The sequence below is a fragment of the Methanosphaerula palustris E1-9c genome, assembly GCF_000021965.1.
GTDB lineage: Archaea > Halobacteriota > Methanomicrobia > Methanomicrobiales > Methanospirillaceae > Methanosphaerula > Methanosphaerula palustris.
Genome location: NC_011832.1, coordinates 2,326,697 through 2,351,210, shown reverse-complemented (window position 1 = coordinate 2,351,210; position 24,514 = coordinate 2,326,697). Strand labels below are relative to the sequence as shown.

21 protein-coding genes and 1 tRNA gene are annotated in these 24,514 nt (G+C 56.1%); 14 read left to right on the top strand and 8 right to left on the bottom strand.

The features are described from left to right. Nucleotides 1–70: 70 nt before the first annotated feature. Nucleotides 71–144: transfer RNA gene (locus tag MPAL_RS11035), tRNA-Phe, on the bottom strand. Between the two features lie 104 nt (nucleotides 145–248). On the opposite strand from MPAL_RS11035, the gene MPAL_RS11030 reads away from it, so the two are divergent. The 5 genes from MPAL_RS11030 to MPAL_RS15350 all read left to right on the top strand — a co-directional run bounded on the left by MPAL_RS11030 (nucleotide 249) and on the right by MPAL_RS15350 (nucleotide 7,207). Next, nucleotides 249–1,214 (top strand): DHH family phosphoesterase, encoded by a 966-nt coding sequence (locus MPAL_RS11030; protein WP_012618822.1) that lies wholly within the window; start codon nucleotides 249–251, stop codon nucleotides 1,212–1,214. 71 nt (nucleotides 1,215–1,285) lie between these two features. Then, entirely contained in the window at nucleotides 1,286–2,536 is a 1,251-nt protein-coding gene (gene hisD, locus MPAL_RS11025; RefSeq protein WP_012618821.1) for a histidinol dehydrogenase, read from the top strand. Nucleotides 2,537–2,706: 170 nt separating this feature from the next. Beyond that, nucleotides 2,707–4,107, top strand: a complete 1,401-nt coding sequence (locus MPAL_RS14710; RefSeq protein WP_012618820.1) for a PAS domain-containing sensor histidine kinase — start codon at nucleotides 2,707–2,709, stop codon at nucleotides 4,105–4,107. Nucleotides 4,108–4,174: 67 nt separating this feature from the next. Then, nucleotides 4,175–6,691: a PKD domain-containing protein gene (locus tag MPAL_RS17035; RefSeq protein WP_012618819.1), complete on the top strand. Its 2,517-nt coding sequence runs from the start codon at nucleotides 4,175–4,177 to the stop codon at nucleotides 6,689–6,691. Between the two features lie 348 nt (nucleotides 6,692–7,039). Further along, the gene (locus MPAL_RS15350) at nucleotides 7,040–7,207 is read left to right on the top strand and encodes a CxxC-x17-CxxC domain-containing protein (protein WP_083767042.1); all 168 of its coding nucleotides are present in this window, start codon (nucleotides 7,040–7,042) and stop codon (nucleotides 7,205–7,207) included. 111 nt (nucleotides 7,208–7,318) lie between these two features. Here MPAL_RS15350 and MPAL_RS11010 read toward each other — a convergent pair whose 3' ends face one another. The 4 genes from MPAL_RS11010 to larB are packed head-to-tail and all read right to left on the bottom strand — an operon-like array spanning nucleotide 7,319 to nucleotide 10,327. Then, nucleotides 7,319–7,705: a hypothetical protein gene (locus MPAL_RS11010; RefSeq protein WP_012618818.1), complete on the bottom strand. Its 387-nt coding sequence runs from the start codon at nucleotides 7,703–7,705 to the stop codon at nucleotides 7,319–7,321. Nucleotides 7,706–7,765: 60 nt separating this feature from the next. Next, nucleotides 7,766–9,019, bottom strand: coding sequence for a coiled-coil domain-containing protein (locus MPAL_RS11005; RefSeq protein ID WP_012618817.1), 1,254 nt, complete (start codon nucleotides 9,017–9,019; stop codon nucleotides 7,766–7,768). Between the two features lie 13 nt (nucleotides 9,020–9,032). Then, a complete protein-coding gene (locus MPAL_RS11000; protein ID WP_012618816.1) occupies nucleotides 9,033–9,539 on the bottom strand; it encodes a nicotinamide-nucleotide adenylyltransferase in 507 nt (168 codons plus the stop codon). Continuing rightward, nucleotides 9,539–10,327, bottom strand: a complete 789-nt coding sequence (larB, locus tag MPAL_RS10995; RefSeq protein ID WP_012618815.1) for a nickel pincer cofactor biosynthesis protein LarB — start codon at nucleotides 10,325–10,327, stop codon at nucleotides 9,539–9,541. Before larB ends, MPAL_RS11000 begins: the two co-directional genes overlap by 1 nt. Nucleotides 10,328–10,374: 47 nt before the next feature. Here larB and MPAL_RS10990 point away from each other — a divergent pair, with 47 nt between their 5' ends. From MPAL_RS10990 to MPAL_RS10975, 4 genes are read left to right on the top strand one after another with little or no spacing between them, the layout of a single operon-like run. Further along, complete coding sequence (locus tag MPAL_RS10990) at nucleotides 10,375–10,686, top strand: hypothetical protein (protein ID WP_012618814.1); 312 nt, start codon at nucleotides 10,375–10,377, stop codon at nucleotides 10,684–10,686. A gap of 37 nt (nucleotides 10,687–10,723) precedes the next feature. Continuing rightward, complete coding sequence (gene hisS / locus MPAL_RS10985) at nucleotides 10,724–11,953, top strand: histidine--tRNA ligase (protein ID WP_012618813.1); 1,230 nt, start codon at nucleotides 10,724–10,726, stop codon at nucleotides 11,951–11,953. Beyond that, the gene (locus MPAL_RS10980; protein WP_012618812.1) at nucleotides 11,940–13,742 is read left to right on the top strand and encodes a DNA topoisomerase VI subunit B; all 1,803 of its coding nucleotides are present in this window, start codon (nucleotides 11,940–11,942) and stop codon (nucleotides 13,740–13,742) included. Before hisS ends, MPAL_RS10980 begins: the two co-directional genes overlap by 14 nt. Further along, nucleotides 13,735–14,823, top strand: coding sequence for a DNA topoisomerase IV subunit A (locus MPAL_RS10975; RefSeq protein WP_012618811.1), 1,089 nt, complete (start codon nucleotides 13,735–13,737; stop codon nucleotides 14,821–14,823). The genes MPAL_RS10980 and MPAL_RS10975 overlap by 8 nt, the downstream gene beginning before the upstream one ends. 9 nt (nucleotides 14,824–14,832) lie before the next feature. On the opposite strand, the gene MPAL_RS14700 is transcribed toward MPAL_RS10975, so the two are convergent. The 3 genes from MPAL_RS14700 to MPAL_RS10960 form a co-directional block, all read right to left on the bottom strand. Continuing rightward, the gene (locus tag MPAL_RS14700; protein ID WP_012618810.1) at nucleotides 14,833–15,888 is read right to left on the bottom strand and encodes a glycosyltransferase family 2 protein; all 1,056 of its coding nucleotides are present in this window, start codon (nucleotides 15,886–15,888) and stop codon (nucleotides 14,833–14,835) included. A gap of 42 nt (nucleotides 15,889–15,930) precedes the next feature. Further along, nucleotides 15,931–16,548 (bottom strand): alpha-1,2-fucosyltransferase, encoded by a 618-nt coding sequence (locus MPAL_RS10965; protein WP_158303673.1) that lies wholly within the window; start codon nucleotides 16,546–16,548, stop codon nucleotides 15,931–15,933. 300 nt (nucleotides 16,549–16,848) lie between these two features. Next, on the bottom strand, nucleotides 16,849–18,021 hold the full coding sequence (locus MPAL_RS10960) for a glycosyltransferase family 4 protein (RefSeq protein WP_012618808.1): 1,173 nt from the start codon (nucleotides 18,019–18,021) through the stop codon (nucleotides 16,849–16,851). A gap of 492 nt (nucleotides 18,022–18,513) precedes the next feature. Between MPAL_RS10960 and rfbF the strand changes: the two genes are divergently transcribed. From rfbF to rfbH, 5 genes are read left to right on the top strand one after another with little or no spacing between them, the layout of a single operon-like run. Further along, entirely contained in the window at nucleotides 18,514–19,284 is a 771-nt protein-coding gene (gene rfbF, locus MPAL_RS10955; RefSeq protein ID WP_012618807.1) for a glucose-1-phosphate cytidylyltransferase, read from the top strand. Then, nucleotides 19,275–20,381 (top strand): CDP-glucose 4,6-dehydratase, encoded by a 1,107-nt coding sequence (gene rfbG / locus MPAL_RS10950; protein WP_330217430.1) that lies wholly within the window; start codon nucleotides 19,275–19,277, stop codon nucleotides 20,379–20,381. The genes rfbF and rfbG overlap by 10 nt, the downstream gene beginning before the upstream one ends. A gap of 50 nt (nucleotides 20,382–20,431) precedes the next feature. Continuing rightward, entirely contained in the window at nucleotides 20,432–21,382 is a 951-nt protein-coding gene (locus MPAL_RS10945) for an NAD-dependent epimerase/dehydratase family protein (protein ID WP_012618805.1), read from the top strand. Nucleotides 21,383–21,397: 15 nt separating this feature from the next. Further along, nucleotides 21,398–23,155 (top strand): thiamine pyrophosphate-binding protein, encoded by a 1,758-nt coding sequence (locus tag MPAL_RS10940; protein ID WP_012618804.1) that lies wholly within the window; start codon nucleotides 21,398–21,400, stop codon nucleotides 23,153–23,155. Beyond that, a complete protein-coding gene (gene rfbH, locus MPAL_RS10935) occupies nucleotides 23,152–24,462 on the top strand; it encodes a lipopolysaccharide biosynthesis protein RfbH (protein ID WP_012618803.1) in 1,311 nt (436 codons plus the stop codon). Before MPAL_RS10940 ends, rfbH begins: the two co-directional genes overlap by 4 nt. The last annotated feature ends 52 nt before the right edge of the window (nucleotides 24,463–24,514 follow it).

Here is a 24,514-nt window from a genome sequence, read left to right as displayed (position 1 = left end):
GAAAAATGTCGTGTAAACTGGCCAGAAAAGTAATATAAAATATTTTTATGGATTAAATTTATAGTGCTGATGCCTCAGCCCGGATTTGAACCGGGGACAACCAGATCTTCAGTCTGGCGCTCTCCCAAACTGAGCTACTAAGGCAACTAACTGGATTACAATGTTGGATATAGTTCTTAATAAAGGATCTGGTCAGATGCCCCTCCCGGATCCACTGGTTTTTATCACCAGCAGGTCCATCCTTAGTAATGGCCCCTGCTCAACGCACATATCAGCAGCAGGATCGTGAGCTCGAGGAACGGGTGGCGCAGCGGACCTGCCATGTGGTCCACCTGACCCACAACGACCTCGACGCGGTCGGCGCGGATGCAATCCACCGGATGCGCTACGGCGAGGTGGTCTCCGTCTTCTCATCGGTTGGCAAGTACCCGTTCATGCTCGCGGTGATCGCAGGGGTGCCTGGCAATGGAGACCTTCTCTCGATCAGTGATCTCGGGTTCAATCAGGCCGTGGTCCAGGCACTGACGAAGGCGCAGGCCGGCGGCTGGAAGATCGAATGGCGCGATCACCACCGCTGGAAGGAGGACGAGGTGAATGCAGTGGAGAAGCGGGTGGACCTGCTCCATCTGGATACGGACCGGTGCGCCTGTGGGATCGTTGCGGTCGACCTCTGCCCTGACAGTCCGGCGGCGCTCGAGGTGGCCCGGGTGGTCTGCGACTATGACCTCTGGAAGCACCAGGACCCGCGGTCAGCTGTGCTGGGTCAGGTTCTGCAGAAGTCAGAATACCGGGAGTACGTCCGCGACCTGCTCGCCCGGGGGATTCTGACCGACCAGAAGGTTGAGGAGGCTTATGAGGCGATCAAACGGGAGATGGACGGGATGATCGCCCGGTCGATCCGGCATACTCGGATCCTGACCGGTAAGTATACGATCGCGTTCGCACCACTGTACGGTTACCCGAGCGAGACCGCGGCCGCTGTGCGGAAGCACTTCAACACCGACATTGAGGTGATTATCAACGGGAACGGCCGGTTTTCGGTCAGGTCGGTGCCGCCGATCAGCCATCTGATCGCCCGGAAGTTCGGGGGTGGCGGTCATCCGAATGCAGCCGGCGGGTCGTTTCAGTTCTCCAGGCTCGAGTCGTTCATTTACTGGCTGTTGAAACGGAATGGCCGGTTCGCTGAATTTGCAGTGGTTGCAGCTGACTACTGACCTGTCTTTCCCTCTCCGGGATGTGAACGCTGCAACACCTTTTTTATCCTTTTATGCAGACGTGTTCACCTATGTGGAAGGCGGTGGAGATCAATGACTGGACTATGAAGCGGAGGGCGACCCTCGCGCAGGTTCAGGATGCCGTGCAGGGGATCATCGGCGAGGTCCGGGAGTCTGGAGACCGTGCCCTGATCGATCTCGCCGCCCGGTTCGATCGGGTCAAACTGGACGGAATTCGGGTCAGTGAGGAGGAGCAGCAGGAGGCCTACGACCTCGTCGACGAGCAGGTGGTCGAGAGCCTTGTCGAGGCGGCTGCCAGGATCACGGTCTTCCATGAACTGCAGCGCCCGAAAGACCTCTGGCTCTCTGAGGTGGAGCCGGGCATCACCCTTGGGGTCAAGACCACGCCGCTCTCACGGGTTGGAGCCTATGTCCCCGGCGGGCGGGCCTCGTACCCGTCGACGGCGTTGATGTGCACTATTCCCGCGAAGGTCGCCGGGGTCGGTGAGATCTGCTGCTGCTCGCCGCCGCCGATCCACCCGTTAACCCTGGTTGCCCTTGATATCGCCGGTGTCTCAGAGATCTATCGGGCAGGCGGGGCACAGGCGATCGCCGCGATGGCACTCGGCACCGAAACGATAAAACCGGTTCAGAAGATCGTCGGGCCGGGAAACGTCTATGTGACGGCGGCTAAGATGCTCCTCCGGGAGTACGCCGAGATTGACTTCCCGGCCGGTCCGAGCGAGGTCGCGATCCTGGCCGATGAGACTGCGACCCCCTCCTTCGTCGCTGCCGATATCCTCGCCCAGGCCGAGCATGACCCAAACGCTGCCTGTCTTCTGATCACCACAGACCCGACCCTGGCCCGGGAGGTCGGTGAGGAGGTCGGTCGGCAACTACTGATGGCCCCACGGAAGGCGATCATCGAGCAGTCCCTCAACAACGCTGGTTACCTGATCGCCAGCGATCTGGATGTAGCAATCGAGGCCGTCAACACGGTCGCCCCCGAGCACCTCTCGATCCAGGTCGCCGACCCCCTCTCCGCCCTTGGCTCGATTCGAAATGCGGGCTCGATCTTCATCGGCCCGTACGCCCCGGTGGCCTGTGGGGATTACGCGTCCGGTACCAACCATGTACTGCCGACGGCAGGTTATGCAGCCCGTTTTTCAGGGCTCGATGTGAATCACTTCTGCAAGACATCGACCGTACAGATGATCAGCAGGCGCGGGCTTGAGACGATTGGAGACGTGGTCGAGACGATCGCCGAGGCTGAAGGACTCTCTGCCCACGCCGAGTCAGTTCGGGTGCGGCGCAGATCCTGATCTCCCCAATCTTTATCAATCATTTTTCCTGGCAGGTTCGGCGATCGTTCGCAAATTTGGCCGGCATATCAACTTTTCTCAGTTTTGTCTTCTATTATCTGGATCCCTTGCACTCGGTAGAGTTAGAAAATTCAGTATTATTAAATACACACAATCATACAGCATTGTACATGGAGATGCGTACTACCTGTAGTGATAAACAGGAACTGCGGGAGTATGTGGTGCTCGGGATTGCAGTGCTGACGATCATCTTTGCCAACCTGATCCTGTACATCTCAGGGAACGAACTGGTGGTGATCATCACCAACCTCTTCTACCTTTTCATCGTGCTGATCTCGTTCTTCTCGCCCCAGCGAGGGATCATCATCTCGACACTGGCATCGTTCTGTTTTCTGGGGCTGATGTACATCGTCTCCCTGCAGATCCCGGTCCAACCGGTGCCGACCCTGATGCAGTTCTTCGTCTTCATCTCTGCCGGAACGATCGTCTCTCACCTGGCAGACCGGATCCTGAAAGAGGAGTTCAAGTATCAAACCATCCTGACCGAGGTAGAGATGGGGATCCTGCTGATCGATGAGGCGGCCAAGAGAGCAGAACTGAATGAAGCGGGGGCGAAACTGATCGGTTACCCGGAGAAGACAACCCTGGATTATTCTTCGATCGCCGCGATCTGGGATGACCTCTCAACGTGCGGTGACCTGGGGGGGCGGATCACTATTGAGGGTTCGATCGCCCACCACCACACCCGGTTCCGCCGGCTCGATGGCAGCGAGGGCTGGGTGATCCTGAATGGACACCGGCTTCCTGATGGGGCGCTGCTGATCACGTTTGCCGATATCAGCCGACAGATGGAGGAGCAGGATCAGATCAGACGGATGCATGAGGAGGAGCATCTGCTGCTCGATATCGTCACCCATGATCTGAACAATATGAACATGGCAGCCCTCGGGTACGCCGAACTGGTCAGTATGGACCAGAAAGAAGAGAGTAAGGCAAGCGATCACCTGGTCCGGACGATCCAGAAGGGGATTGAGATCATTCGGAACGTGAACACGTTACGGCGGGTTCATGAGGAGCATCAGGCCCGTCTCCGACCGATCTTCATAGAGAATATCATCAAACAGGAGATCACCCGTCTCGGTGAGCCCGGGGTCAAGTTTGAGGGGACCCACGCCGTGGTCTGTGCAGACGACCTGATCGCTGAGGTCTTCACCAACCTGATCGGGAACAGCCTGAAGTTCGGTGGGGATGGGGTGCAGGTGACGATCCGTGCTGTCGAGGAGGAGGACCGGGTCTGGGTGTCCATCACCGATAACGGCCCCGGGATCCCACTCTCCCAGAGGTCGACCCTCTTCTACCGCTACTCGCGGGGTCTCGGCGTGAAGAGCGGGCGGGGTCTGGGGCTGTACATCACCCGGATCCTGATCGAACGCTATGGCGGAACGATCTCGGTTACAGACCGGATCGAGGGGGATCCTGCATCCGGGACAACGATCTCGTTCACGTTGAAGCGGTACCTCCGGGACTCCCTGGTCCCGGGGTCGGATCTAGACGGTTTTGGAGTGGAATAGACACGTTTATTGCGTTGTTTCACCAGATCCTTGCAAGGGGATCCCAGTTCTGTGAGGTTGTTGGATCATGAATATTCTGCTGGAAAAAGGATCTATTCGTTTGGTTCGTAGTGCGCTGCTGCTGATGCTGGTGCTGTCGATGCTGCTGCTAATTTTTGGGTCAGCCTCTGCAGTGTCGGTGACCGGGCCGATGGTGATCACCGAGCCGGGTACCTACCAGCTCGATCAGGATATCTCGGCAGGAGACGCTGGCGTCTGTATCAGAATCCTCTGTTCTGATGTGACGATCGAGGGGAACGGACATACCCTCGAAGGGTCGGGGGGGGATTCCTCCTGTGGTGTGCTGGTCCATGGATCCGTTTCCCTCTCCAATGTCAAGGTGCAGAACCTGCACCTGAGCGACTGGTACTACGGGGTCTACTATTGGGATGCATCAGGGACGATCCAGGAGAACACCCTCTCAGGCAATACCTATGGAGTGGTACTGAACCCTGGCGGCGGGTCGACGGTATCGGGGAACACCGTGACGGCCGGCCAGTACGGGATGGTCTTCGCCTCCTCGTCAGCGCCGATAGCGGTGACCGGCAACACTCTGGCCCAGAACGCTCTCGTCGGGCTGTATCTCTATGAGGCCAGCCACCTGACCATCACCAATAACTATCTGGACTGTGACCAGAACGTGCTGACCGGGGATGGTGTATCGGGGATTGTCTGGAGCACCCCTCGGGAGGATGGGACTACAATCACTGGTGGGAATGTCCTCGGTGGGAACTTCTGGGCCGCCCCAAACGGGAAGGGCTTCTCGCAGACGATGACGGATTCTGATGGCGACGGGATCTGCGACCGGAGTTATCCGATCGGAGGCGGGATGTTCGACGAGTTCCCGCTTCATGCCTCCGGAGGGACCTCGTCCACGGTGCATGCCGGGTTTAGTGTCTCCAACACGTCCGGCGAGGCTCCGTTTTCGGTCAGTTTCCTGGACACCTCGACCGGTCTCCCGACCCAGTGGTTCTGGCTCTTTGGAGACGGGGAGTCTGCGACCGTCCAGAACCCGGTTCATCTCTACACCGAACCCGGGGTCTACACAGTCACGCTTAGAGTCAAGAACAGTGCCGGCGAGGATTACGAGGTGATGAACCGGCTGATCACGGTCTCCGGTCCGCTCGAGAAGCCGGCTGCGGATTTCCGGGCCACGCCTGAAGCCGGAAAGGCTCCGCTGACGGTCCAGTTCGTCGATATCTCCACCGGGGATCCGATAGGATGGACCTGGGATTTCGGCGATGGTGGGGTCTCCTCTGATCAGAACCCAGCCCATATCTACACAAAAGCAGGGACCTATCCGGTCATGTTGACCGTAATGAACAACGCCGGTCAGAGTGTGCTGTTGAAGCGGGATCTGATTTCAGTATCTGCAGCGGTGGCGGCGCCGGTCGCAGCCTTCCGTGTCTCAGCCGACGAGGGGATTGATCCGCTGACGGTTCAGTTTACCGACCTCTCGACCGGTGACCCGACTGGGTGGTACTGGAACTTCGGTGATGGCGAGACCTCGCAGGAGCAGAACCCGACGCACACTTATCACGGTGCCCGCTCCTACACGGTCTCGTTGCAGGCCAGTAACGACGGTGGCAGTTCGGTGGCCACCAGAGAGGATATGGTGACGGTATCGACGGCCGGCGATCAGCCTACCCCGACTGCGACAGTCACTGCCTCTCCAGCCGGCCCGCTGCAGGCGCAGTTCAGTGTCGATCACACCTCAGGCTCTGATCCGTTGACAGTCCGTTTCACCGACCTCTCGAGCGGGAGCCCGACCGGGTGGTACTGGAACTTCGGTGACGGCGAGACTTCGCAGGAGCAGAACCCGACGCACACCTATCATGGCGCCCGTGCCTACACAGTCTCGTTGCAGGCCAGAACCGCAGACGACCGGGTGGTGATCACGAAGGAGGATGTGGTGACGGTGACGAGTGCAGGTAGCCAGCCCACAGTCACCCCGACTGCGACCGTCACCGCTTCCCCTGCCGGCCCGCTGCAGGCGCAGTTCGGTGTCGATCATACCTCAGGTACTGATCCGTTGACGGTCCATTTCACCGACCTTTCAAGTGGGAGCCCGACTGGGTGGTACTGGAACTTCGGTGATGGCGAGACCTCGCAGGAACAGAACCCAACGCACACCTATCATGGCGCCCGTGCCTACACGGTCTCGTTGCAGGCCAGAACCGCAGACGACCGGGTGGTGATCACGAAGGAGGATGTGGTGATGGTGACAGGTGCTGGTAGCCAGCCCACGGTCGCCCCGACTGCGACTGCCACTGCCTCCCCTGCCGGCCCGCTGCAGGCGCAGTTCGGTGTCGATCATACCTCAGGTACTGATCCGTTGACGGTCCATTTCACCGACCTTTCAAGTGGGAGCCCGACTGGGTGGTACTGGAACTTCGGTGACGGCGAGACCTCGCAGGAGCAGAATCCAACGCACACCTATCATGGCGCCCGTGCCTATACGGTCTCGTTGCAGGCCAGAACCGCAGACGACCGGGCGGTGGTCACGAAGGAGGACGTGGTGACCGTGATCCCTCCCCGGGTGTAGGGTCGTGAGTGGAGAGTCGACCACCCCTCCTGATCGCTGGCCGATGGGACCTGTGCGGACGCGCCTGTCAACCTGACCTGGCCCTCCTTTCCATTTAATCCCTCTCTCGATCTGAAATCTGACCGTGTTGTACTGTTATTTTTGTGATGGGGGCGAGAATCGGATTCAAAATCCAGCCCTGGTCTCTCGCCGGTCCGGCACCTCTTCGATTGGACTTCTGGTGAAGAATACAGGAAAAAACTGTATAGGAGGCTCTGGAACGAAATTACTGTTAGGTACAAGAGGATACTTTATATCAGGTCCCGACGTTCTATGTAATGCAGATCAATATATCTGTAAGTGTCAATAATGAGCGAAAGAAGTTTTGGTGGTCCAAGGAACTTTGGTCCCAGAGAGATGACAAAGACAGTCTGTTCAGATTGCGGAAAAGAGTGCGAAGTTCCATTTAAGCCAACCGAAGGAAGACCTGTTTACTGCAGGGATTGCCTGGTAAATCACAGAACACCCAGATTCTAATTCTATTTTTTCTATTATTTCTATTATTTCGGACCGGGAGCGAATGCTCTACAGTTCCATGCATCGGATACAAAAAATATCCAAAAATTGGGAAAGGGTTCCTTGTTTTCTCTATTCTTCATCTTCGATCGGCTCAAACGGCCGTTTCGTCGGAGGCTGGCTGAACGAATGGTTTAATCGTATGACGAGCACGCTGATGGAGGCTGCAAAGAGGATCTGGGTCAGCAGGTTGGGCTTCAGGTCGAGGGGTACTACAAAGATTAGCAGGGCATAGATCGGTGCCATCAGGGAGACGATATCCTTGCGTGGCATCATCCAGGCCAGCGCTGCCAGCAGGATCGACGCTACAAATTGTCCGGCTCCAAACGGCCCTATGTCTGATATCAGCCCCATCTCCAGAAGAAACACATTGAGTATGATACTTCCAAACGAGACCGCCGGCACGGATAGGCTGAGGCCCCTGATCAGCGGATCTCTTTCTCTCTGCTCGTCACTCATCAGCAGAGTATCGACGTGTGGATGAAAAAAAGATGGTATTCCCCTCTGGTGTCCCTGGGGTCACCGATTCAGCAGCACCGGATGGCCCCGGATGGTGGCGAGCTGGGTGGTGAGTGCCTCTCTGGCAGCCTTTGCCTCCGCCTCAGCTGCCGCAGTCCGCTCCTCGTCGTCGGTGGCACTCTGTTCGGCGGTCAGGGCCTGTTTCTCCAGGTACCGCACCTGCTTCTGCAGATCCTGATAGCGGGTGCCCGCTGCTGATCCGTCGATGACTCGTTCAGTCGCAGCCACAACGGCGCCGGTCTCCCTGACCTTTGCTTTTGTCTCTGCAAATATCTGCTCTGTCTCCCTGGCTTCTGAAAAGAGCGCCTTCTCTTCCCTGTTCTTCAGGGAGAGTCCCCCATCCCTGACCATCGATATCGCCTCTGTGGCGGCCGAGAGGATCACTGGATCCTCCAGACAGAGATCCTCCAGTCGCTCTTCGGCTGCACTGAAGAGGTCCCGGCGGGCCTGCACCAGTCCGGATGTCTTTCCAGCCCTCTTGAAGAGGTGGCCGGCGGTGGTGGCGATCGCCCTTTCCTGGGCCAGTGCTGCGTCTCGGTCCCCCTCCTCCTGTACCAGGCGATCGGCCAGTGCCCTGTACTCCTGATAGGGAGTCGATCGTTCGAGGGTTGTACGCTCCTCCTCCGCCGCCGCCAGTTGACGCCGCAGTTCCGCTCCCCTCGACCGCTCCTCAGCGGCGAGGGTCTTGAGCGTATCAACGTTCTTTTCCGCAGCGATCAGTCGCCGGGATGTCCCCCGCGCCTGATCGATCAGGTCACACCGCGGGTTCACATCAGCGAAGACCGCGGTCATCCTGTTGATGGCCCGCCCGATCTCGGCGATCGACGCCTTGATGCCGTCCATCTCATCGGGGAGGACGGCGCGGAGGTACCTCCCCTGCCCCTGCTGGGCGCGGATGGCACACTTGAGCAGATCCGCTGCCTCGGTGTAGAAGAGGGCCGGGTCGGTTCCCAAGGGGTGAGCGAGGGCCGCCTCCATCGCCTTCTGGAACGCAGGCAGCGAGACCCGCGTCACCTGGGCCAGTTTCGGGTGGACCTCATCAGTCGGCTCCGCCGGGACGAGCGCCTGCACCTGGCCGGCGAGCGCGGTCACTGCCTCCCGGATCACCTGCTGGTCGTCTGTAGTCCGCTCCTCCCGTTCGGCGGCGATCTCGGTTGTCCACGTATCGAACAGTCCGCTCACCTCGTCGAGGTTGACCGTCTCCTCTCCGCTCTCCTCCTTCCCTCTGAACAGTTCCCGAATTCTCTTCAACATCCAAAGTCCTCCTTCAATCACTACCTGCGATCTGCTGGAGCCGCTCCACCCCGTCGATCTCCCGGATCACCGAGACCACCGCCGGCGGCACCCGGTCCTCCCAGGGCTCTCCGTTCAGCATCAGTTCGCGGATGGCCGTGCCGCAGTGGGTCTCCCGTTCGTACATCGACGGGGACTCGACCGAGATCCCGACCTCGGCAAAGAGCCTGACCACCAGCGGGTTGCTCGAATAGACCCGGTCGAAGGGAGGGGTCATTGACCGGACATGCGCGACCCAGAGGGCGTTGCGCTGTATGTCCTCGATTGGGATCACATAATAGGGACAGTCCAGGTGGGCGAGCGCCCGTGTGATCATCAACACCCGCTCGCCGGCAGTGAACGGGTTGTTCACCTCATGCGAGAGCTGGGCCGAGCCGATCCCGATGATGATTTCGTCGGCCGTCTCTGCGATCCGCTTGAGCACCGACTGGTGGCCGTAATGGTACGGCTGGAACCGGCCGATGTAGAAGGCCCTGCCCATCATCGCTCCTCCCGATCGCCGACCGCCAGATTCGCGATCCTGGCTGCAAAGGCTCCGGCTGTGAACCCTGCATCGATGTTCACGACCGAGAGGACCGAGCAGGACTGAAGCATCGAGCCGAGTGCGGCCTGTCCGGCTCCCATGTAACCGTACCCAGTTGAGACCGGCACCCCGATCACGGGCCGGTCGACGAGGCCGGCCACCACCGCTGGCAGAGTTCCTTCCCTTCCTGCGGCGACGATGAAGACGTGAGCGCCCATCACCTCCTGCAGCGCAGGAAAGAGCCGATGGATCCCGGCGGCCCCGACATCGTAGGCGGTCATCACCTCGCATCCCATCTCCTCGGCAACCAGCCGTGCCTCCTCGGCGACCCGGATGTCGGCGGTTCCGGCCGTGATGATCGCGACCTTTCCGCCGGTCCTGACCAGCTCTCTCCCGTCGGAGAGGATCAGGACTCCCCCCTCCGGCCGGGAGGTGAGGGTGAGGCCGGTCCCCTCGACGGCAGCCCTGACCACCGCCTCCTGTTCCGGACTGACCCTGGTCGCCAGGCTTCTGCCGATCGCTTTCGCATGCGCCAGCATGATCGAGGCCAGACCTGCGGCAGTCTTCCCCTCGGCCAGCACCGCCTCAGGCATCCCGCACCGGACACTCCGGCCGAGGTCCAGCCTGGCCAGGTCCCCGACCTTCCCGATCCGAAAGCCCTCGATCTCCTCGACCGCCCGATCGAGCGAGAGAGAACCGTCCCTGTATCCGGCAAGTACCCTTGCAAGCGTCTGATTCGGTTGCATGATCTGAATTAAGATAGGGGACTGTCCATACTAATAGGTATATTCCCATGAGCTATCTCTTCTCTGTCGGGGCCTTCGGTGCAGCGGTCACCCTCTTCCTCTGGCTGCGCGATTCCAGACTCTATCTTCGAACCGGTCTCGCCGGCTACCGGACCAGAGCCCATCAGGGGGTGTTCTATACAGCCCTCGCCCTGCTCGGTGCTGGGATAGCCTGGAACGAATCAGTGGAACTGATCGGCCTCGGGCTGGTTCTCCTCGCACTCTATCTGCAGGGCAGGGTCGAACACGAAAAGGTCTGGACCGACGAGAAGACCCTTCCACGGCTACTCGGCGCGGTCAAACGCCGGCAGAAGAAGTGAGCGGGCAATCGGGAGTCTAAATTACAGGAGTTTATTCATGGTACAGCGACCACGCGGCACACGTGACTTTTTACCAGACGAGATGGAAGCACGGCGGATGATCGAGGGACGGATGCGCGAGGCGGTCAGACGCTGGGGGTACCGCGAGGTCGCGACCCCGATCTTTGAGGACCTCTCCCTCTTCACGATGCGGTCAGGGCAGGGGATCATCGACGAAATGTATGTCTTTCAGGACAAGGGGGGCAGGGATCTCGCACTTCGGCCCGAGTTGACCGCGGCCGTCCTTCGGATGTATGTGAACGAGGCCCGGGTGCTCGCAAAGCCACTCCGATGGTGCTATTTCGCCGATTGTTTCCGGTACGAAAGGCCTCAGAAGGGGCGGTACCGGCAGTTCTGGCAGTTCGGGGTCGAACTGATCGGGGCCGATACCGCAGCGGCCGATGCCGAGGTGATCCTGGTCGCCGATAATGCGATCCGGTCCAGCGGGCTTGACTACGACCTGAAGATCGGTCATCTCGGGCTGATGAAGCACCTGCTCGCCGATGTAGGCGAGGAGGTCCGGCGGAAGGTGATGGCCTACCTCGACAAGAAGGAGTTCGACGGCCTCAAGGACTACCTGGAGACCGCCGGACTGGCCGCCCTGACCGACCCGCTCACCCGGCTGCTGGCGGCCGAGACCCTGGACGAGGCCTTCGCGGTCACCGGTCCTTTGCCTGAGGAGGGGCGGATCCGGGAGATGGCAGCGCTGCTCGACGCCACCGGTGTTCGCTACTCGTACAACTTCGGGATCGCCCGGGGGCTGGATTACTATACAGGAATGGTTTTCGAAGGGTTCGCGAAGAACCTCGGGGCCGAGAGCCAGATCGTCGGCGGCGGGGCGTACCGGCTCGCGCAGGTCTTCGGCGGGGACGATGCTCCGTCGGTCGGGTTTGCGATCGGCTTCGACCGGGTGATGGTCGCACTCGGCGAGGTCCAGACCAGAAAGCAGAAGATCGTCGGGGTCGTCTCCACGGCCGAGGGCCGGCCCTTTGCATTCCGGGTGGCAAACGCCTTTCGGACGGCCGGCATCCGCGCCGACCTCGACCTCTCCGATCGCGGGCTCGGGGCCCAGCTGGCCCGGGCTGCGAAGGAGGCCGACTTCGCCGTGCTGATCGGCGAGCGGGAGGTCGCCACCGGGACAGTCACTCTCAAGAACCTCGCCACCGGGACGCAGACCGCCGTGACGATCGACCTGGCGGTCAGGACGGTGATCGATGGTTCTCGCTGAGGATCTGGCATCCTCACAGCGCTCCATCTCGATCGCCGAGTTCTTCGAGAAGAACAAACATCTGCTTGGGTTCGACTCCCCGACCCGCGGGATTATCACCACCATCAAGGAGGCCGTCGACAACGCTCTCGATGCCTGCGAGGAAGCCGAGGTCCTCCCTGACATCTACATCGAGGTGAAGCGGAAGACCGGGGATCTCTTCTGGATCATGGTCGAGGATAACGGCCCGGGGATTATGCCCGAACAGGTGCCGTTCGTCTTTGGAAAATTGCTTTACGGCTCTCGTTTCCATCAGATCCGGCAGTCGCGCGGGCAGCAGGGGATCGGGATCAGTGCGGCGGTCCTCTACGCCCAGCTCACCTCTGGTACCCCGGCTGTCGTCACCACCAGGACTGGGCCGGCCACGCCGGCCGTCCGGATGGAGATCCAGATCAAGGTCGCGACCAACGAGCCGAAGGTCCTCTCCAACAAGGAGGTTCCCTGGGATCGGACCCATGGAACCCGGGTCGAGATCGAGTTCACGAGCACCCTCTCGGCAAAGAAGCGGTTGATCGAGTACCTCCGGTATACGGGGGTCGTCAACCCGCACGCCCGAATCCGGGCCGAGATCGACGGCGAGCCCTTCACCTCCGAGCGGGTCAGCAACGAGGTGCTGGTCTGCCCGAAGGCGATCAAACCGCACCCGTACGGGATCGAACTCGGGATGCTGAAGCGAATGGCCGAGGGGGAGACCCGGCCGCTGCTCGAATTTCTGACTTCAGAGTTCTCCCGGGTCGGGAAGAAGACGGCCGAGGAGATCTGTTCGATCGCCTCCCTCCGTCCGGCTGCCCAGGTGAAACGGCTGAACGCCGACCAGCAGCGGTCCCTGCTCGCGGCGATGCAGCAGGTGAAGGTGCCGGCCCCGCCGACCTCCCAGTGCCTCTCCCCGATCGGGGAGGAGTTGATGGTCAGGGGTCTGGAAGCCGAGTTCAGGATGGACTTTGTCAAGGCCAGGACCCGGCCTTCATCAGTCTTCTCCGGCCACCCGTTCATGGTCGAGGCCGCGCTCGGGTACGGCGGGAAACTCCCGCCCGAAGGGAACGGGCAGATCATGCGGTTCGCCAACCGGGTCCCCCTGATCTATCAGCAGGGGGCCTGTGCGATCACCCAGTCGGTCGCCGGCGTGAACTGGAAGGCCTACGGGATCGGGCAGCAGGGACTGCCGATGGGGCCGGTGCTGATTCTGGTCCACGTCGCCTCGACCAATGTCCCGTTCACCTCGGAGTCCAAGGACGCGATCGCCTCGATCCCAGAGATCGAGAAGGAGATCGTTCTCGCCCTCCAGGATCTCGGGCGAGACCTGAAGGCGTTCATCTCCAGGCGAGACCGAACCAAACTGCAGGAAGACCGGGCCCGGGCGATCTGCGCGATCATCCCTGATATCGCCCTGAAAGTGAGCGAAATCGTCGAGAAGCCGTTGCCGGACCTGACGGTGATCGAGGGGCAGATCATGCACAAGGTGGTGGCCCGGAAGCGGACGACGACCGGCCGGGTCGTCCTCTCAGTCCACAACTACACCGCCAAGGACGTTGAGGTGCAGGTCTATGACATCTCGACTGACCCGGCCCTCGACGCTGTTCCGGCGCCGGACTTCGTCTCCCCGCTGGACGATACCTTCACGCGGGTCTGGCGGGTAATTCTCCCCCCCGGGCAGGGGTGGGAGGCGTCTTATACCGGTGCCGGCGGCGGATCGCTGGACCTGCGCGGCATTTCTGAACAGATGAAAGTGGTGGTGGATCTCGATGTCTAAGGAAGCGCTCGATGCGCAGGCACGGCAGGAACTGCTCAGGATAGCAGAGGCCTGGTATGACCAGATGGTTGGCGGGGTGGTTCCGTCCATCTCGCTGCCGACTAGGACCAAGCAGAACCTCGCCTTCGACGAGACGAGCGAGGTCTGGAAGTATGGAGAACGGGAATCCCTTCGATCGGCTCACTCAGCCAAGAGTGCGCTGCATCTGCTGAAGATGTCGTATGTGATCGGATTTCTCAAGCAGCAACTGATCGAGAACCGGTCGTCGACCTTGAGAGAGATGTATTACATCTCCGAGGGGTGGAAAAAGGCGAAATTCCATGCGCAGGACGAGAGCAACCTGCTGATCGAGGATCTCGAGATCCTGACGATGCTGCAGCGGGAGGCGTTCCATCTCCGGCCTGAGGAGGACGGGGCGACGGTCTTCGGGCCGATCCGCCTCAAAGAGATGACCCGGCGGGGGGTCAAGGAGATCCACTGCCAGGAGGATGTCGGCGAAGCCGGGTACGCGATCCCGAACAATGTCGAGAATCTGGAGTTCGTCGACCATGACGCGAAGTTCGTCATCGCCATCGAGACCGGTGGTATGTATGCCCGGCTGCAGGAGAACGGGTTCGACGAGGAGTACGGGGCGGTGCTGGTCCATCTGAAGGGGCAGCCGGCCCGGTCGACCCGGCGGGTGCTGCACATGATCCATGAGAAGTTCAAGCTCCCGATCACTGTCTTCACCGACGGCGACCCCTGGTCGTACCGGATCTACGCCTCGGTGGCCTACGGTTCGATCAAGAGTGCGCACATGTCTGAGTTGCTGGCAACCCCCCAGGCGCAGTTCATCGGGGTTCAGCCGAGCGATATCAGCGATTACGATCTCCCATCCGACACGCTCTCCGAGCGGGACGTGCTGGCCCTGAAGTCGGAGCTGAGCGATCCCCGGTTCGACACCGAGTACTGGCGGTACCAGATCGGCCGGCAGTTGGAGATAGGGATCAAGTCAGAACAGCAGGCCTTCGCGGCCCGCGGGCTCGACTACGTGACGAAGGAGTACCTGCCGGCACGGTTGAGCGAGATGGGGGTGTTGTGATGGGTGAGATCATGCAGTCGCGCTCTTCACCACACGATCCTTCACCAGGTATCGTTTGACGAGATGAACGAGCGTCGCCGGCAACCAGGGGTTCAGGTACCAGCATTTCAGGACTGTTCTCACCCTTTTCAATGGTGAGGCCCCTTTTGCAAGATAGGTGATGATCAGCATCTGCTGGCTGAGATCCCTCTGGATCGCACGCCTCTCATCCTTTGAGGGTCTCTCTTTCTCCAGGAAACTGTGCTGAATACGGTCCAGCAGGGTGATGAGTTCATCCAGATCTTTGTTGGACTCCAGAGGCCTGATCAGTATGAGGTCAAGGAGCAGCGTTCTCTCCTGTTCGGTCAGGTCTCTCTGGAGATACCGTTCGATCTCAGCGAACTGGATCTCTGCTGTAGTCGTCTTCTGGGTTTGGAGATTGTTGAAGGTGATGCTACCGGGATTGACTCTGTACCGCAGTAACGGTTCTGAAAGGTTGGCAAGGTCTGCGATCCTCTGGATCCTGGACCAGAGATCAAAGTCCTCGATGGCGGTTGCCTCTTCATTATACGAGCCGGCCTCGTCGAGCACCTCTTTTCTGATCATCACCGAGGGATGATACAGGCAGTTCTCAAAGAGCATATGCCAGCGTATCACCACCGGTTCGGTGGGCAGGGTGACGCTTCTGATGACCGTCCCTTCTTCATCGATCAACAGGGCCTGGTTACCCACGACGCCGACCTTGGGGTGCTGGTCAAGGTACTGGACCTGTCTGGCAAACCGTTCCGGTTCAGCGATATCATCTGCATCCATCCGGGCGATGTACTCCCCTCTGCTCTTCCGACACCCGAGGTTCAGCGATGCGATCAGCCCGATCCTCTCATCGTGATAGATCACATTCACCCGGGTATCCTCGCTCTGGCACCGTGACAGCAGTTGCCTGGTTGAAGGGGTCGGCTCATCGCATACGATGATACACTCAAAGTCGGTGAAGGACTGGAGGAGTATACTCTCCAGTGCCTCGTTGAGGTATTGTTCCCCTCTGAATACCGGCATTACCACGCTGATCTTGGGCATTATTTCCATGGATATGACTGTCTCCTCTGGTGTTCCTGATCCCCGGACTCCTCATATTGTTATCCATGAGTCCGGAATGATATCACTGGTATCGAAACTCTCTGACAGTGCCCATCGCCTGGGAGCTATCACCATCTTCTCTGCATCCTGGCCTAACCAGGCCCCCCACCAGCTGAAACTGCTGTTGGCGATGATATGGTGCTGGCAGAGGCTCATCAGCCAGAGATCGCAGTACTCCTTTTCAGGACCATTGTGTGCGACGAATGTCTTCTCTCCGGGGATATCCAGATTCTCTTTAGCCCATGGGAGATCATCGGAGAAGATGAAGAAGGAGGGATCGTCGACCTTCTCTTCAATGAGGGAGATCGCCCTGTTATAGTAATCGATGGAGCAACAGCCGTGGAACTGCTGGGTTGTGGGATTTGAGACGTAATCTCCCCGTCTCACGTGGAGAGAGACCGAGTGACAGGCCTGGATCCGCTCTGCCATCTCCAGGTTGATGCTATCCGGTTCATCTTTGAGTGTGACCTCCCTGCGGAGGATCTCCTCGATATCCTTGAAATATTTCTCAGTCTGCCAGTATCCGTCTAGATAGACATTGTCCGGCACTGTCAGAATTGCTTTATCAAAGGTGTGCATTCGTTCCCGGACATATGTTCGTCGATACATAGGGGTCAGCAAATCTGAGATCTTCGACAGTAGGTATCCCCTTCCTTGTGCACGCCCCCGTTCGATCAGCTGAATCTCTTTTGCTGACGCAATGGTTCCTATGATATTGTAATTATTGAGACGATAGGTTCTCGGTGTATCAGAAGATATGGTTGTGAACCAGGTTGTATCCAGTTTCAATTCGGTATTGTGCAGGTGGGCGATTTTCCTTCCGAGGGCGTATTGAGAAAGTTGATTTCCGAGTCCCCCTTTCAGCCTGACAATAATCATCTGTAAAGTATCTATCTGGTGGTTTTTATATCAATCCAATAATGAGGAGTAGAGTTTTTCATATGCGTCGGTGATTTTCTCCCAGGTGAACCGTTCCGACCATGCCTGGTAGCCGGCATCCTGCATCCGCGCCCTCTCTTCTCGGTTTGTAGCCAGAGATTCCAGCATCTCCATCGATCCGGGGATGTCAGCGGTGCTGAATCTGTTCTGGTCTTTTGTGGTGGGGAGCAGCACCCCGCTGCCGCCGGACCACTGGATGATCTCCTTCGAGTTCCCCACGTCAGTCACCAGGAACGGGGTCTTTGAAGCCATACATTCGAAGAGGACGATCGGAGAGCATTCGATGTTCGATGGAAAGAGAAAGAGGTCTGCTGTCTTGTATGCAGCGACGGTCATCTCCCGGGGGAGAGGGGTTATGATCATCTGCCGGTGACGGAGTCTTTCGAGCGGGTTCAGCCGGAAGAGGAGTCCGGTCGCCCGGCACCTGAGTGTACATCCGATACCGATCGGGTTGGCCACCATCAGGAAGGTCGCATTCCTGATCTTCGCTCTCCGGAAGATCTCCAGCGCTTCCCGATGCCCTTTCTGGCCGGTATGGGAGCCGACATGGAGCACCAGGAGATGATCGGCCGGGATATGGAGCACCGCCCTGATATCGACAGAAGAGGGTTTTTTGAACTCCTCCTCGTCGGCTCCGTTAGGGATGATCAGAGCGTTCTCTCCTCCATGCTCTCTGAAGAAGGTGATGTCCTGGTAATCATTCGAGAGGAAGACCGTGGCATCGTACTTTTGGATCCAGGTCTTCATCGATTCAAAGTAACCGGCGTACTCTGGGGTGAACAGCCCTGAGAAGCCGCAGGGTACGAAGACCTTCTTCCCTCTGCTCTCTCGGATGAGCGGGAAGAAGAGATCGGCTGTCCACTGCTGGGCTGCATAGGTGAGGATGATGTCGTAGTCGCTCTCGATCAGGAACTGCTGGTACCGTTCCACCTCCCCTGTGATCCCCCTGGCGGTATTGCCGGCTATGTCGAACTCCTCGATGTGGACTCCGTTGATGGTGTTGCTCGTCCGTTCGGCCATCTTTGTGGTGGCCACCGTCACGTCGTGGCCGCGTTTCACCATCCGCTCGGAGAGCTGCCTGACCACTTCCTGAGCACCACCGAGGCTTGGATAATACCATTCTACGGTATGGAGAATCTTCATGAATATCTCATCTCCCGCTGGAGAGGAGTATCTGGGGGATTACTGATAAAATTAGGGATTTATGGCATAAATATGGGTCAGTATTTCCCAATTCACTCAAATGAATGGACAACAATTTAGTACCTCCTTTAAAAATGGTGGGTCATCGATCTCCACCACCATCTCATAGACGATCCGAAGATCTGTAGGTGGGGAGAGTGTGTAAAACAATCAGATCTACCGATTTTGTTTTTTGTGGACCGTAACTGGTAGTTGCACGACCTCCCTATTCTAGGTAGAATACGATCTCCCGGGGTAGGTCTCATGAAAACCCCGTCAAATATGAATACAGCAGGTGACCTAGGATATTAATTATCTCATAAACACCAACAAAAGAGTAAGAAAACCTTAATTTTTTAAAATCGCTAGTCGATATATTAACTGCTGAAGATCGGTTTTTATTCTATTCAGTATATGAATCTCTGATGACTTCATGATAACGGTGATACAAAAATGAAAGTGGTAATCCTTGCCGGGGGACTGGGCACGCGGTTGAGTGAAGAGACCAATGTGAGACCCAAGCCCATGATAGAGATCGGAGGAATGCCCATTTTATGGCATATCATGAAGATTTATTCTCATTATGGTTTTAACGAGTTTATTGTCTGCCTGGGATACAAAGGCTATATGATAAAGGAGTATTTTGCCAATTATTGTCTTCATCGATCCGATGTCACAATCGATATAAAAAATAATTCGATTGAAACCCATCAGAACTCCTCTGAACCCTGGAAGATATCGCTCATCGATACTGGCGACAGTTCGATGACTGGCGGACGGGTGAAACGGATCCAGCGATATGTCGGGAACGAACGGTTCATGTTGACATACGGCGATGGTGTGTCCAACGTGGATATCCAGAAGTTAATCCACTATCATGAGACTGCCGGGACCATCGGAACGCTTACCGCGGTCAGGCCGGCGAGGCGGTTTGGTGTCCTTGAGATAGAAAAAAACCGTGTGACATCCTTTTTAGAGAAACCGCAGGGTGAAGGGGGATATATTAATGGTGGATTCTTTGTCTTCGAGCCGAAGATATTTGATTATCTGGAGAACGATGCGACCATCCTGGAGCGGGTCCCCCTTGAAACCCTGGCAAAAGAGGGGCAGCTCTCTGCATTCAGACATGACGGTTTCTGGTACCCGATGGATACCCTGCGCGATATGACATATCTTGAAGAGACCTGGGCAACCGGTGAAGCACCGTGGAAGGTATGGGATTGATGAGCATCTCAGATAAACTGGCGGAAACATACCGTGGACGTACGGTTCTCATAACCGGTCATACCGGATTCAAAGGTGGCTGGCTTGCTTTGTGGCTTGAATCCCTGGGGGCACACGTGATCGGATACAGCCTCGACCCGCCAACAGATCCTTCATTTTTTCAAGAGACAGAATTATCCCGCCGTATTACTGATATTCGAGGTGATATCCTGGATCAAACAAAACTGGATCGGGTAATCAATGAATACCGCCCGGATTTTGTGTTCCATCTCGCTGCCCAGCCCCTAGTTCGTGCATCCTATCAAAGTCCACGTGAAACGTTCAATGTAAACGTCATGGGGACGGTTAATGTTCTTGAATCCATCCGTGTCTCTCAACATCCGACGGTCTGTGTCTGTATCACCAGCGACAAATGTTATGAGAACAAGGAATGGGATTACGCCTACCGGGAGAACGATCCGATTGGCGGCCATGACCCCTACAGCGCGAGCAAAGGTGCTGCCGAGATTGTAATCGCTTCGTACCGGAAGAGTTTCTTCGAACCGGATGGATCACAGCCACTGTGTGCTCTCTCGTCAGCACGAGCCGGAAATATCATCGGTGGTGGGGACTGGGCAGATGATCGGATCGTCCCGGACTGTGTGCGATCGCTTGTGAACGGGGAGACGATGCTGCTTCGTAACCCCACTGCAGTACGTCCCTGGCAATTCGTGCTGGATCCCCTGTTCGGCTATCTCCTCCTTGCGCAGAGAATGAAGGAGTATCCTGGGGAATATTCTGGTGCATGGAATTTTGGTCCATATTATTCCAACAACGTGGATGTCCAGACGCTCACTGGAAAGATCTTCCGGGAGTGGGGTATCGGGAGATGGGAGAATATGCCTCAACAGAATAATCTGCATGAGGCGTGTTTCCTCAAACTGGATATCGCCAAGTCGATGACAAGATTGGGGTGGAAGCCTGTTTATTCCATAGACGATGCGATCCATAAAACTATAGAGTGGTATATGGCCGATTTCTCTCGGGCTGAAGAGATGTACAACTTTTCTCTTGACCAGATTGCAATGTACATGCACGACGCAGATAATGTGGAGTAGGATATCCTTTTTAATTCATTCCAATCTTGAATTTGATCTGTGGAGAAAAAATGAGATCATTATGTGATGAAAAAATATTCATAACCGGTGCTACAGGATTTGTTGGTTCAAATCTGGTGCGGCGGTCGCTTCAGGAGGGGGCGGATGTCTACATAAATATCCGCAACACCTCCGATACGTGGCGAATTTGGGATATTCTCAACGATGTCTCGGTGATTCATGCTGATCTCGGTGAATACGGAAAATTGGATGAATCTCTTAAGAAGATTCGTCCAAATATCATCTTCCATACTGCTGTTTATGGGGGAAATGCCGCTCAAAAGGATACGAAAAAGATAATCGAATCGAATATCTCCGGAACGATCAATCTGTTGCGGTGCTGCAACCCTGCCCATTGTGATCTCTTTGTCAATACCGGATCCTCTTCTGAATATGGGATAAAGAATATACCCATGAAGGAATCGGATATCCTCGAGCCGGTTACTGATTATGGAGTGTCAAAGGCAGCTGCGACATTGTTCTGCCAGAAAACTGCGTTCACTGAGGATCTTCCGGTTGTAACACTTCGCCTTTTCTCCCCGTATGGACCCTATGAACAGAAGTCGCGTCTAGTTCCTTCGATAATACTCGCAGCGTTGCAGAAACAGACTCCACATATTGCATCCAGGGACTTTGTCCGGGATTTTATATTTATTGACGATGTGATCGCGGCGTATGAGTCTGCCCTGACGCTCAAGCATCCGCATGGACAGATCTACAATGTTGGTTCGGGTATGCAGAACACCGTCGGTGCCGTGACGGATGCAATCCTTCGTCTCCTCGGAGAAGATCTGACCTGTGCACCTGGACTGCCCCAATCTTGGAAGCACGAACCTGATTTCTGGCAGGCAGATATCCAGCGCGCGGCATCTGAATTGAACTGGAGGCCGAAATTTGCGCTGGATCAGGGGCTGGAAAGAACAATTAACTGGTTTAAAGAGAATATGAAATTGTACACCTGATGAATAGGAGTTTGTATGAAATTATCCGATTATGTTATAGATTCTCTTGCAGAACAGGGGATCACCCATATCTTCGAAGTTTGTGGGGGAGCGTTAGCGCATCTGCTCGATTCATTATATGGGCGAACGGATATTACCACAGTCTCCATGCATCATGAGATGGCTGCGGCCATCGCAGCTGAAGGATATGCCCGGGTGAGCGGAAAATTCGGGGTTGCGATGGCAACCAGCGGTCCCGGTGCAACGAATCTCATCACCGGCATTGGAAGCTGCTTCTTTGATTCAATTCCCTGTCTATATATTACCGGGCAGGTGAACACCTATGAATATAAATTTGACAGACCGGTACGACAGATCGGATTTCAGGAGACCGACATAGTATCCATTGTAAAACCCATTGTGAAAAAGGGAGTGCTGGTGCAGGATGCAGATGGTATTCGCTCTACACTGGAAGAGTTATATTCACTCATGGTAGATGGCCGTCCTGGGCCGGTCCTTCTGGATATCCCCTTGAATATCCAGCGGGCTGCTATCGATCCACCTTCTCTCAAGGGGTATTCGAGGGGATCTCCGAAAGGGAACCCCTCAGAGGATACTCTCGATCAGATCTGCAGTAGCATCAAAGCTTCAACAAGACCCGTCATTCTTGCGGGGGGTGGTGTGCGGTCCTCGCATGCAACTGAGGATCTCATACGGTTTGCCCATGTCACCGGAATTCCAGTGGTTACATCTCTTATGGGACTGGATGCCTTCCCTCATGAGGATTCTCTGTTTATCGGGATGATCGGGACATATGGAAATCGTTATGCAAATCTGGCAATTGCAAATGCAGATCTGGTCATTGCTCTCGGAACCAGATTCGATACTCGCCAGACCGGAACCCGGCCGGAAACCTTTGCACGGAAGGCAACAATTGTTCATGTCGATATCGACCCGTTGGAATTGAATAGCAAGATCAGGGAACACTTCTCGGTCCAAGCTGATGTCAGGCAATTTTTGGAACTGATCACCGTTCATCCTGATATTTCAAAGATTCCGACACCCTATATCCCGTGGCTGGAGAAGATCAATCAGTATAAGCGGAGTTATCCGGATTTCAAAGAACCCGCAACCTCTGCGATTGACCCGAATTATTTCTTGCATCTGCTGTCAGAAGACCTGATGGACGATGCCATAGTCTGTGTGGATGTCGGGCAGATTCAGATGTGGGCCGCCCAGAGTCTTGTGATCAGAGGAGCGCAACGGTTTTTAACTGAGGGGGGCATGGCCTCGATCGGTTCTGCTTTGCCGATGGCGATTGGTGCTGCCTTTGCAGGACCGAAGCGGCAGATCATCGTCATCACTGGTGACGGGGGATTCCAACTGAACATTCAGGAGCTCCAGACCGTCTATCATCACCACCTTCCCATCAAGATCATTCTGTTGAATAACAACGGGTACGGGATGATCAAACAATTCCAGGAACAATATCTCGACAGCAAGTTCCAATCATCAGGTATTGGGTATAGCAACCCTGATTTTTTGGATGTGGTACGTGCGTATAAGATTCCATCGATGCAGATCTCATCCAATGATGAGATTGATCATGCACTGCGCAATTCCTTATCTGATATGCACCCCGGTTTTCTGGAGGTACGTATCGATGAGAGGTCCCGTGCCCTTCCAAAACTGGCTGTCAATCGGCCTGTTGAAGATCAGGAGCCCCTGCTATCAAGAGAGGAACTGAGATCGAAGATGCTCATTGAAATACTGCCGGAGCCAGAAAAATTATGATGACCGAAGAAGAGATCCGCTCTGAAATCTTTGACCGGGTAAAACAATTATATGATCTGAAGAAACAGGATGTGTTCGTCCCGGGTACCTCATACATTCCCTACGCCGGCCGGGTCTATGATGAAAAAGAACTCGTCAGCCTTGTTGACGCATCGCTTGATTTCTGGCTCACCACCGGGCGCTATGCAGATCAGTTTGAACATGATCTGGCCGCATTTCTGGGCGTGAACTACTGTCTCCTGACGAACTCGGGTTCTTCAGCTAATCTTCTCGCTGTCTCTGCACTCACTTCACCTAAACTCGGGGAGAAGAGATTAAATTCCGGTGATGAGGTCATCACCACCGCCTGTGGTTTTCCCACGACACTCAACCCGATCCTCCAGAATAATCTGGTCCCGGTATTTTTGGATGTGGAACTGGGAACCTATAATATTCAGGCAAATCGGATCGAAGATGCGATCTCTGACAAGACTAAGGCAATTATGGTTCCGCATACGCTGGGGAATCCCGTAGATCTGGACACCATTATGAAGATGGTGGAAAAATATGATCTCTGGTTCATCGAAGATAACTGTGATGCCCTCGGTTCCAGGTACATGGGAGAATTCACTGGAACATTTGGTCATATTTCTACCTGCAGTTTTTATCCGGCACACCACATCACAATGGGCGAGGGAGGTGCGGTCCTCACCAGCGATCCGCTGCTCAAAAAGATCATAGCCTCTTTCCGCGACTGGGGGCGGGACTGCTGGTGTGATCCAGGTTGTGACAACTCCTGCGGACGACGGTTTGACTGGCAGCTGGGAGGTCTTCCTCAGGGATATGATCACAAATACATCTACTCTCATATTGGGTACAATCTCAAGGTTACCGATATGCAGGCGGCTATTGGGGTCGAGCAGATCAAGAAATTACCGGGATTTATTGAGAGACGAAAAGAAAATTTTGCTGTGCTCCATGCAGTGCTGAAGAAATACGAGGACGTTCTGATCCTTCCTCAGGCGACGCCGAACTCGGATCCAAGCTGGTTTGGTTTCCCCATTATTGTTCGGGAAGAAGCACCATTCTGTCGTGATGATATCGTACGGTATCTGGAGGATCATAAGATCGCTACACGGATGCTCTTTGGGGGGAATCTTCTCAAGCAGCCGGCGTATGCAGATATGAAGTATCGTTCTGCAGGACCTCTGCCCACTACCGATCTGGTGATGGACAATCTGTTCTGGATCGGGGTTTATCCGGGAATCAACAGCCAGAAACTGGCATATCTTGAAACCGTGGTAGAACAGTTCATGAAAACGAGATAGAGGAGATATTTGCTGAAGAGTCAAACAGATCCGGATCTCCTTTTTTTAATCA

Coding starts and splice junctions, on each gene's coding strand:
- MPAL_RS11030 (WP_012618822.1), top strand. CDS start 249: ATGGCCCCTGCTCAACGCACATATCAGCAGCAGGATCGTGAGCTCGAG.
- hisD (WP_012618821.1), top strand. CDS start 1,286: ATGTGGAAGGCGGTGGAGATCAATGACTGGACTATGAAGCGGAGGGCG.
- MPAL_RS14710 (WP_012618820.1), top strand. CDS start 2,707: ATGGAGATGCGTACTACCTGTAGTGATAAACAGGAACTGCGGGAGTAT.
- MPAL_RS17035 (WP_012618819.1), top strand. CDS start 4,175: ATGAATATTCTGCTGGAAAAAGGATCTATTCGTTTGGTTCGTAGTGCG.
- MPAL_RS15350 (WP_083767042.1), top strand. CDS start 7,040: ATGAGCGAAAGAAGTTTTGGTGGTCCAAGGAACTTTGGTCCCAGAGAG.
- MPAL_RS11010 (WP_012618818.1), bottom strand. CDS start 7,705: ATGAGTGACGAGCAGAGAGAAAGAGATCCGCTGATCAGGGGCCTCAGC.
- MPAL_RS11005 (WP_012618817.1), bottom strand. CDS start 9,019: ATGTTGAAGAGAATTCGGGAACTGTTCAGAGGGAAGGAGGAGAGCGGA.
- MPAL_RS11000 (WP_012618816.1), bottom strand. CDS start 9,539: ATGGGCAGGGCCTTCTACATCGGCCGGTTCCAGCCGTACCATTACGGC.
- larB (WP_012618815.1), bottom strand. CDS start 10,327: ATGCAACCGAATCAGACGCTTGCAAGGGTACTTGCCGGATACAGGGAC.
- MPAL_RS10990 (WP_012618814.1), top strand. CDS start 10,375: ATGAGCTATCTCTTCTCTGTCGGGGCCTTCGGTGCAGCGGTCACCCTC.
- hisS (WP_012618813.1), top strand. CDS start 10,724: ATGGTACAGCGACCACGCGGCACACGTGACTTTTTACCAGACGAGATG.
- MPAL_RS10980 (WP_012618812.1), top strand. CDS start 11,940: ATGGTTCTCGCTGAGGATCTGGCATCCTCACAGCGCTCCATCTCGATC.
- MPAL_RS10975 (WP_012618811.1), top strand. CDS start 13,735: ATGTCTAAGGAAGCGCTCGATGCGCAGGCACGGCAGGAACTGCTCAGG.
- MPAL_RS14700 (WP_012618810.1), bottom strand. CDS start 15,888: ATGGAAATAATGCCCAAGATCAGCGTGGTAATGCCGGTATTCAGAGGG.
- MPAL_RS10965 (WP_158303673.1), bottom strand. CDS start 16,548: ATGTATCGACGAACATATGTCCGGGAACGAATGCACACCTTTGATAAA.
- MPAL_RS10960 (WP_012618808.1), bottom strand. CDS start 18,021: ATGAAGATTCTCCATACCGTAGAATGGTATTATCCAAGCCTCGGTGGT.
- rfbF (WP_012618807.1), top strand. CDS start 18,514: ATGAAAGTGGTAATCCTTGCCGGGGGACTGGGCACGCGGTTGAGTGAA.
- rfbG (WP_330217430.1), top strand. CDS start 19,275: ATGGGATTGATGAGCATCTCAGATAAACTGGCGGAAACATACCGTGGA.
- MPAL_RS10945 (WP_012618805.1), top strand. CDS start 20,432: ATGAGATCATTATGTGATGAAAAAATATTCATAACCGGTGCTACAGGA.
- MPAL_RS10940 (WP_012618804.1), top strand. CDS start 21,398: ATGAAATTATCCGATTATGTTATAGATTCTCTTGCAGAACAGGGGATC.
- rfbH (WP_012618803.1), top strand. CDS start 23,152: ATGATGACCGAAGAAGAGATCCGCTCTGAAATCTTTGACCGGGTAAAA.